This is a genomic window from Nonomuraea sp. NPDC049504, assembly GCF_040676845.1.
GTDB lineage: Bacteria > Actinomycetota > Actinomycetes > Streptosporangiales > Streptosporangiaceae > Nonomuraea > Nonomuraea salmonea.
In genome coordinates, this window is sequence record NZ_JBFAPT010000058.1 from 26138 (window position 1) to 33935 (window position 7798).

Here is a 7798-nt window from a genome sequence, read left to right on the forward strand (position 1 = left end):
GACGGCCGCCGCGATGGCCGGGGTGCTGCCGGCTTTGGAGTGCTTCTCGTTCTCTGCTCGCCTGCAGGTGACTTGAACTGATTTTTTGGTGTACGTCAGGAACGGCCGCGTTCTCCGGTGGCTGTGGTGTTGTGGCGTTGGTAGTGGCGGGCGGCGCGGGCGCGGTTGGCGCAGGATGGTTTGCACCATTCCTGGCGGCCGTGGGTTTTGACGAAGTAGCGGACGCAGCGGGGTGCGTTGCAGGCGCGCAACTGCTCGCGGTGCGGGCCGCTCAGGAAGTCGATGGCGGCTCGGGCCAGGGTGGCGATCAGGCGGACGTTCCCGTCGGGCTCGGTCGACAGCACGTCCGTACGCGGTGTGCCGCCCTCCGGCCAGGTCAGTTGCGGGACGATCGCCTCGCGGGCGGCTGCCGCGTTGAGGTGGGTCATGGCCTGGTCGAGGGGCATCAGGCGGTTGGCGTCGGCGCGGCTGGGAGGGGCGGGGCTGACCGCGTGCGCGAACAGGGCTCGTATGGCGCGGCGCAGCTCGACGAGTTCGCTTCTGAGCTGCTCGTCCACGGTGATGTCCGCGGGATCGACCTGCTGGTGGAGCCAGTGGGTCGCGTCATCCAGGGTCGCCAGGTCGTCGGCGACGCCGCCGTTGCCGTCGTGGCGGATCGTGCTCGCCAGTTCCAGAGCCGGCCAGCGCTCCACTCGAACCTCCCGGTTGCTCATGCCGTCCTTTGTAGCTTATGGTCCCTAACGCTAAAGCTGAGTTTAACCGTTAGGAGCCTGATGAGACTGCTGCTGGCCCAGATCAGCGACTTGCACCTCGACGGCAGCGACAGGGCGACCCGGCGCGCCACCCAGGTCATGGACCATCTGCGGGCACTGCCTCGCCTGGTCGACGCCCTGCTGGTCACCGGGGACATCGCCGACCATGGCGAGGAGGCCGAGTACGAGGAGGCCGCCCGCATCCTGGACGCGCCCTTCCCCGTGCTCACGTGTCCCGGCAATCACGACGTCCGGGCGGCGTACCGGAAGGCGCTGCTGGGTCGGCCGCCCGCCGACGAGCCCGTCAATGAGGTGCATCACATCGGCGGCGTCGCCATCCTGATGTGCGACGCCACCATCCCCGGCCGCGACGAGGGCCGGCTGGCCGCCGAGACGCTCACCTGGATGCACGACGTCCTCGACCCTGACACGCCCGCGCTGATCGCCTTCCACCAGCCGCCCGTCGAGCTGCATCACCCGTTGCCCGACTCGGGCCGGCTGGAGTCGCCCGGCGACCTCGCCGCGCTGCTCGACGCCCATCCGCAGGTCGTCGGCGTGCTCACCGGTCATGCGCACACCGCGGCCGCGTCCACGTTCGGGGGACGTCCGCTGATCGTCGGGCCGGCCGTCACCTGGACGTTGCGCCTGCCCTGGGAGGGTGATCGGCCCGCCGACCGCGAGCAGCCGCCCGGGCTCGCGTTCCACATCCTGGACGACGACCTCCGCCTCACCACGCACTACCGCGTCGTGCTGCCGTGATCCATCCGTACGCGGTCGCCGGGTTCCTCCTGGCGATCCTGCCGATCATCGCCACGCCGGGCGCCAGCCTGACCCTGCTGATCCAGCACGTCACCACCGGCGGCCGCCGCCAGGCCGTACCCGTCGTCCTCGGCACCATCACCGGCCTGTACGCCCACGCCGCCCTCGCGGTCGCCGGGCTGTCGGCGCTCGTCATGCACTCCAGCCAGGCGTTCACCGTCGTCAAGCTCGCCGGCGCCGCCTATCTCATCGGCCTCGGGCTGTGGACCTGGCGTTCCCGGCCTCCCATGCCGGATGATCCGCCGGAGCGCACCGGTTCCGCCTACACCCAGGCCCTGCTCGCGAACGTGCTCAATCCCAAGGCGGCCTCCATCTACCTGACGCTGGTGCCGCAGTTCCTCGCGCCCGGGCGTCCTTTCGGCGGGCAGATCTTCGCCCTGGCCAGTGCCCATGCTCTGCTCATGATCGTGTGGCTCTTGGGGTGGACGGCGCTGCTGCATCGAGGGGCGGGCCTCCTGCGTAGGGCCCGGTTCAGGCGCGTGATGGGCAAGGTGACGGCGGTGGTGCTCGTCGTGCTGGGCGTTCGGGCGGCCACGGCCTAGGTGGGTAGAACGTTCGGTCTTGACCGCGCCCGCCATCTTGGCTAGCCTCCTGAACACCGACATGGGGGATCAGGATGAACGAAGAGCTCGGTACCGTACAGGCCGCCTTGGGGGCCCGCGCGCGGCTGCTGCAGTGGGCGGACGGCGGGCTGGTGGTCGATCTGCTGCGTGCCGCGTCCGGGGCGGGGTGGCTGGACCTGCTGACCACGCCTACGACCGTCGAGGCGCTGGCCGAGGCCGGTGGGGTGTCCGCCGAGCGGGCGCGGCGGGTGGTCGAGGTGTTCGTGGCCGCGGGGGTCGTACGTGATGGGGAGGGGCCTGCTTACGTCCTCACCGAGGAGTTCGCGGCGCTGAACGGGGCTCCCGCCGGCGTGCGGCTGGACGACGCGATCGACATGGTCACGGCGGCTCGCGACCGGGTGCGTTCGGCGCTCTCGCCGGACGTGCGGCGGACCTGGGAGCAGGACGCGCTGGTCGTAGCCCGTAACTGGGGCATGCTGCCGGCCGCCGCCACGCGGGCGATCTTCTCGATGGCGTACGACGCGGTGCCCGCGTACCGCGACCGGCTGGCCGCGGGCGGTCCGCTGCTCGACATCGGCAGCGGCATCGGGGGAGCGCTGCTGACGACGCTGACGATGTTCCCTGAGTTGCGGGCGGTCGGGGTCGAGCGAGCCGAGGACGTGGTCAAGGAGCTGCGGGAGCGGGCCGAGGCGGCCGGCGTGACGTCCCGCCTGGAGATCCGGTGCGCCGACGCCCAGGAGATCGACGACGAGGCGGCGTACGAGGTCGCGTACTGGGCACAGGCGTTCTTCCCGGACGACGCCCGCGCGGTCACCCTCGAAGCCGCGCGGCGCGCGCTGGTCCCTGGCGGCCTGCTCCTGGTGCAGGAGCTGACGCCGCCGGCACAGGACGCTCCGGAGGCCCGCCTGCACTCCGCCCTGGACGCGCTCGTCGCCGACTCCCGGGGCGTCCCACCCGTCCGTACGGCGGAGGAACTGGCCGCGGAGTTGCGGGACGGCGGCTTCGAGGACGTCGAGGTGACGACGACGCCCATTGGCCGCCTCGTCCTGGGCCGGCGCGCGCTTGACTAGGGCCCATGGGCCGGGCCAGGGCGCCGCAGGAGAAGAAGCGGCTGAGCTTCCAGAAGGTCGTGGTGCTGCCCGTGGCTTTCTCGGCCGTCGTGCTCCTGGCGGTGGCTGCGCTGCACTTACAGTTCAGCCCTCGCGTGGCGCGGGTGGAGGCGGCCGCGCTCACCGAGGTGCGGGGCGTCGGCCGGGTCGTTCATGAAGAGACTCTCGTCATGCACCAGTGGGAGAACAACTACGTCGAGGTGACCGAATTCGTACTCCACCTCGAAGGGAGTGCGAAGGAAGGCGTGGTCGCCGCGATCGAGCGCCGGCTGGAGCTGCTGGGCTGGCGGGTGTCGGATCGCGAGCGGTCTGAGATCTGGCTGGAGTCGGCCGCGTGGCCGTACGTCATCGTCTCGGTCGAGTCGCTCAAGAGCAGCGGAGTGCAGGTCAATGATCGGGGGCTGCCCCTGGATGAGATGGCGTTCCTGAGTGTCGTGCCGTGAGTCCGATGTGCCTGCGGCGGGCGTACGTGCACATGAACGGTGAGTACGCCCGCCACAACGGCGCCACCGGCACATAGCCTCACCTCCGGGGCTTGCGAGGATGAGCGTGCTCACCTCGCCTGACGGAGGAAACATGGACGGACAGCAGTGGCTGGCGGAGCGGTTCGCCGAGCATCGGGGGCACCTTCGCGCGGTGGCGTACCGGATGCTGGGCTCGCTCAGCGAGGCCGACGACGCGTTGCAGGAGGCGTGGCTGCGGGCCGATCGCGCCCACACCGCGGAGGTGCGGAACCTCGCCGGCTGGCTGACCACCATCGTGGCCCGGGTGTGCCTGAACATGTTGCGCTCCCGTGCCCACCGCCAGGAGGAGCCGCTGGACACGCAGGCTGCCGACCCGCTGCTCGGCCCGGCGGCGGGAAACCCCGAGGCCGAGGTGGAGATGGCCGACTCGGTGGGGGTGGCGCTGCTGGTGGTGCTCGACAGGCTGAGCCCGGCCGAGCGGGTGGCGTTCGTGCTGCACGATCTGTTCGCGGTGCCGTTCGAGGAGATCGCCCCCTTGCTGGAACGCTCACCCGAGGCGACCCGGCAGCTGGCCAGCCGGGCGCGTCGCCGGGTCAAGGGGGCGCCCGCGCCGCACCGTGAGCCGGGCCGGACGCGGGAGATCGTCGAGGCTTTCCTGTCGGCGACGCGCGGGCAGGACTTCCGGGCGCTGATCACGTTGCTGCATCCCGAGGTCACCCTGCGGGCGGACGCGGCCGTCATGCTCACCGCCGCGCCCGTCACCGTCCAGGGGGCCGAGGCCGTCGCCAAGGGCGCGATGGCCGCCATGCAGCGGGCCAGATTCACCGGTCCCGCGCTGCTCGACGGCGCGGTCGGCCTGGTCATGGCGGCGCAGGGCAGGCTGCGGGTGGCGCTCACCTTCACCGTCGACGACGGGCTCATCACCGCCATCGACGTCGTCGCCGAGCCCGAGCGGCTCGGCCTGCTCGACGTGGCGGTGCCCGGCTGACGAGGTGACGTACGTCACTCCCGCCGCCGGTCACATCGCCGTCCGGCGGCGGGTCAGGGCGGTGACGGGCGCTACCGGCCCGGCGTCATTCGAGAGCAAGGAGCATCCGATGCTTCCCATCATCGTCACCGTTCTGGCCGCCGCCTGGGTGGGTTTCTCCGCGTACGCGATCCTCACCCGCGCCGCGTGGGTCGTCGAACCGCTGCGGACGTACGGGGTGCCCGCCTCGTGGTGGCCCTGGCTGGGCGCGGCCAAGGCCGCGGGGGCGGCGGGGCTGCTGGCCGGTCTGGCCGTGCCGGTGATCGGCGTGCTGGCCGGGATCGGGCTGGTGGTGTACTTCCTCGGCGCCGTCGTCACCGTGCTGCGCGCCCGGTCGTACAAGACCGTCGTCTTCCCGATCCTGTACCTCGTCCCCGTGGCCGTCACCCTCATGATCTGAGGAGGATGTCGAGAACGCTCCGGCCGCTCCGACTCGCCTACGGCGAAAGGAGCAGACATGTCACGCAACATCGAGACCGTCAACACCTACCTGGACGGTTTCCGTAAGAACGACCACGAGCAGATCCTGTCCTGCCTGACCGACGACATCGAGTGGACCGTCTTCGGCGCCTTCCACCTGACCGGCAAGGACGCCTACGACCAGGCCATCGACGGCCCACCCGAGTTCGTCAACCCGCCGCACCTGGAGGTCGTGCGGATGGTCGAGCAGGGCGACGTGGTCATGGCGGAGCTCACCGGGTGGGTACGGCGTGCGGACGGCGATGAGATGCGGATGTCGATGGCGGAGGTGTTCGTCCTGCGGGACGGGAAGATCGCCGAGCGCCGCGCCTGGGTCATCGAGCTCAAGGAGAACGAACACCGCTGAGCACACCGGCGCCCCGCACCTCCATGTCACCCGTCAGCGTGAAGGGGGTGACGCCGAAGGTGGCGGCGAGGTGCGGGGCCAGGTGAAACCGTCCTCCGTCCCCTGCGACCGTTCACAGCGAAGAAATCGGCTGGCGGACGGCGCTTGGGAGCGGGCAGCATGGCCGTTGATGGACGAACGGCGGCTGATCCGCGTTTCCAAGTATCTGGCCCGGCACCTGCGCCACGACCCCGGCCGCATCGGGCTCACCCTCGACGAGGGCGGCTGGGCCCACGTCGGGGAGCTGCTGCGGGCCGCCGCCGCGCACGGCTTCCCGATCACGCCAGAGGAGCTGCGGGAGGTCGTCGCGGCCAACGACAAGCGCCGCTACACGATCGAAGGCGACAGGATCAGGGCCAGCCAGGGCCACTCGGTGCCGGTGGAGCTCGGGTTGCCCGCCGTGGAGCCGCCCGAGGCGCTCTACCACGGCACCATCGGCCGGTTCGTGGCGGCGATCAGGCGGGAGGGCCTGCGGCCGATGAGCCGGCACCACGTGCATCTGTCGCCCGACCGGGAGACGGCGACGCGGGTGGGGGCGCGGCGAGGAGTGCCGGTGGTGCTGGTGGTGGCGTCGGGAGCGATGCACGCCGACGGGCACACCTTCATGCGCAGCGTCAACGGGGTGTGGCTGGTGGACCACGTGCCGCCGTCCCATCTCAGGTTTCCCTCCTGAGCGGTTCCTCGTCGGAGAGCGTCACCTACGTGCCGGCCTCCTCGGTCAGCGAGCGGGCGTCGGACGGCAGCAGGCCCGCTCCCGCGTAGCGGTAGGCCACGGCCGCGCCCTGGTAGAGGTATGCCCTGAGGATCTCCTCGACGGAGTCGTCCTCCGAGACGCTGCCGTCGCCCAGGTGGGTGTCCCAGGCGACGGTCTCGCCGTCGCGGCGGGTGGCCGAGAAGGCCGGGTTCGTGGTGGAGGGGACGCTGCGCAAGCGGCTCTTCCACCGGGGGAGGCGGGTCGACGCCTGGGTGGGTTCCTTGACGCGGGACGAGCTGGGTGACGGCTTCGCATCAAGCTGATCTCCGTCGTGGTCGCCGCACATCACGACATGTCACCATGCGGAAATGGACGGCTTATCCATGACCGAGGGCCGACGCCTCCTGCTCGGCGCTCTGGCCGGATTCACCCTGACGGCCCTGCTCGCGGTGGTCGCGGTGCTGATAGCCCGCCTCTTCCCCGACTCCCGGTACTGCGGCGAATACTTTGGCTGTCTGGGGCTGCTCGTGGAGTCGTTGCGGACAGGCCGCTGGGCCATGACCCTGCTCGCCTGGCCGCTGCTGCACCTCCTGGGTTTCCGCCCGGCCTGGCCGACCGCCGTGCTCGGCCTGTTGCTGCTGATGGCGCTGTGGGCGCTCGGGCGCTTCTCCTTCGAGGTGTACGCGCTCAGCGGCGTCATCGCGTACACGGTCGCCGCCTGGGCCTCCGCCCCCGGCCGCTTCCGCCTGTGGGTGGCGACCGGCCTGTCCTCCCTCACCATCTGGGCCGTCATGCTGCTCCTGGCGTGAGGGAGGTGGCACCGGGCCTGGCCGGTGCCACCCCTCGGGGTCAGCGGACGTAGATGTCGGGGCGGGGGGCCGTGGGCATGCGGTCGCCGAGGAAGAAGCTCGTGTGCGGCGGCTGGTTGTACGCGGTGTTCTGCCAGGCCACCGAGACGCGGTAGAGCGGGTCGTGCATCAGCGTGTAGATGCGCCGGTCCGTGGGCGTGGGGGTGGAGTAGATGCGCAGGGCGCGGTTGTCGCTGGTGGGCCAGATGACCTCCTCGCGCCAGTCGCCGAACAGGTCGGCCGACAGGGACGGGGTGGCCTTGGTGCCGTTGTTGGAGTGGACGCCTGAGGCGGTCAGGAGGCGGGTGTCGCCGTCGGTGCCGTATTTGTCGATGCGGGTCTGGTCGAGCAGCTCCCTGACGGGGTCGGCGTCCCACCAGACGAGGAAGTTGATCGAGGACGGCTTGCGGCCGGCGTTGTTGCCGGTGACGCTGCGCAGGTTCGCGTCGGCGGCCGACCAGAACTCGCTCGCGATCCTGACCGTGGAGATGTCGCCCGCGACGCCGCGGCCGTTGTCAGAACCGGATGGAGAGGACCAGAGGATCCCGCCGTTGCGGGGGTCGATGTAGAGGGAGCCGGGCTGGGAGGTGGACTCGCTGACCTTGAAGTATTCGAGGCCGGACCTGGCGGGGTCGAAGTCGCCGAGGTGCTGGGCGT

11 protein-coding genes and 1 pseudogene are annotated in these 7798 nt (G+C 70.8%); 9 read left to right on the plus strand and 3 right to left on the minus strand.

The features are described from left to right. Positions 1 to 95: 95 nt before the first annotated feature. Positions 96 to 713, minus strand: a complete 618-nt coding sequence (locus AB0K28_RS50370; RefSeq protein WP_345390452.1) for a CGNR zinc finger domain-containing protein — start codon at positions 711 to 713, stop codon at positions 96 to 98. A 60-nt stretch (positions 714 to 773) separates the two neighbouring features. Here AB0K28_RS50370 and AB0K28_RS50375 point away from each other — a divergent pair, with 60 nt between their 5' ends. The 8 genes from AB0K28_RS50375 to AB0K28_RS50410 all read left to right on the plus strand — a co-directional run bounded on the left by AB0K28_RS50375 (position 774) and on the right by AB0K28_RS50410 (position 6272). Next, on the plus strand, positions 774 to 1511 hold the full coding sequence (locus tag AB0K28_RS50375) for a metallophosphoesterase (protein WP_364385459.1): 738 nt from the start codon (positions 774 to 776) through the stop codon (positions 1509 to 1511). Continuing rightward, positions 1508 to 2113, plus strand: a complete 606-nt coding sequence (locus tag AB0K28_RS50380) for a LysE family translocator (protein WP_345390446.1) — start codon at positions 1508 to 1510, stop codon at positions 2111 to 2113. The genes AB0K28_RS50375 and AB0K28_RS50380 overlap by 4 nt, the downstream gene beginning before the upstream one ends. A gap of 74 nt (positions 2114 to 2187) precedes the next feature. Then, complete coding sequence (locus AB0K28_RS50385) at positions 2188 to 3204, plus strand: class I SAM-dependent methyltransferase (RefSeq protein ID WP_364385462.1); 1017 nt, start codon at positions 2188 to 2190, stop codon at positions 3202 to 3204. Between the two features lie 5 nt (positions 3205 to 3209). Continuing rightward, positions 3210 to 3686: a hypothetical protein gene (locus AB0K28_RS50390; protein ID WP_364385465.1), complete on the plus strand. Its 477-nt coding sequence runs from the start codon at positions 3210 to 3212 to the stop codon at positions 3684 to 3686. 133 nt (positions 3687 to 3819) lie between these two features. Beyond that, positions 3820 to 4695, plus strand: a complete 876-nt coding sequence (locus AB0K28_RS50395; RefSeq protein ID WP_364385468.1) for a sigma-70 family RNA polymerase sigma factor — start codon at positions 3820 to 3822, stop codon at positions 4693 to 4695. A 109-nt stretch (positions 4696 to 4804) separates the two neighbouring features. Further along, complete coding sequence (locus AB0K28_RS50400) at positions 4805 to 5134, plus strand: DoxX family protein (RefSeq protein WP_364385471.1); 330 nt, start codon at positions 4805 to 4807, stop codon at positions 5132 to 5134. Between the two features lie 57 nt (positions 5135 to 5191). Continuing rightward, positions 5192 to 5560 (plus strand): nuclear transport factor 2 family protein, encoded by a 369-nt coding sequence (locus AB0K28_RS50405; protein ID WP_345390428.1) that lies wholly within the window; start codon positions 5192 to 5194, stop codon positions 5558 to 5560. A 169-nt stretch (positions 5561 to 5729) separates the two neighbouring features. After that, positions 5730 to 6272: an RNA 2'-phosphotransferase gene (locus AB0K28_RS50410; RefSeq protein WP_364385474.1), complete on the plus strand. Its 543-nt coding sequence runs from the start codon at positions 5730 to 5732 to the stop codon at positions 6270 to 6272. A gap of 25 nt (positions 6273 to 6297) precedes the next feature. Here the strand turns inward: AB0K28_RS50410 and AB0K28_RS50415 are convergent, their stop codons facing one another. Continuing rightward, positions 6298 to 6528: a hypothetical protein gene (locus AB0K28_RS50415; protein ID WP_364385477.1), complete on the minus strand. Its 231-nt coding sequence runs from the start codon at positions 6526 to 6528 to the stop codon at positions 6298 to 6300. Positions 6529 to 6661: 133 nt separating this feature from the next. On the opposite strand from AB0K28_RS50415, the gene AB0K28_RS50420 reads away from it, so the two are divergent. Beyond that, positions 6662 to 7102: a hypothetical protein gene (locus AB0K28_RS50420; protein ID WP_364385480.1), complete on the plus strand. Its 441-nt coding sequence runs from the start codon at positions 6662 to 6664 to the stop codon at positions 7100 to 7102. A 40-nt stretch (positions 7103 to 7142) separates the two neighbouring features. Here AB0K28_RS50420 and AB0K28_RS50425 read toward each other — a convergent pair. Further along, positions 7143 to 7798: pseudogene (locus tag AB0K28_RS50425) on the minus strand (rhamnogalacturonan lyase); the annotation flags it as partial.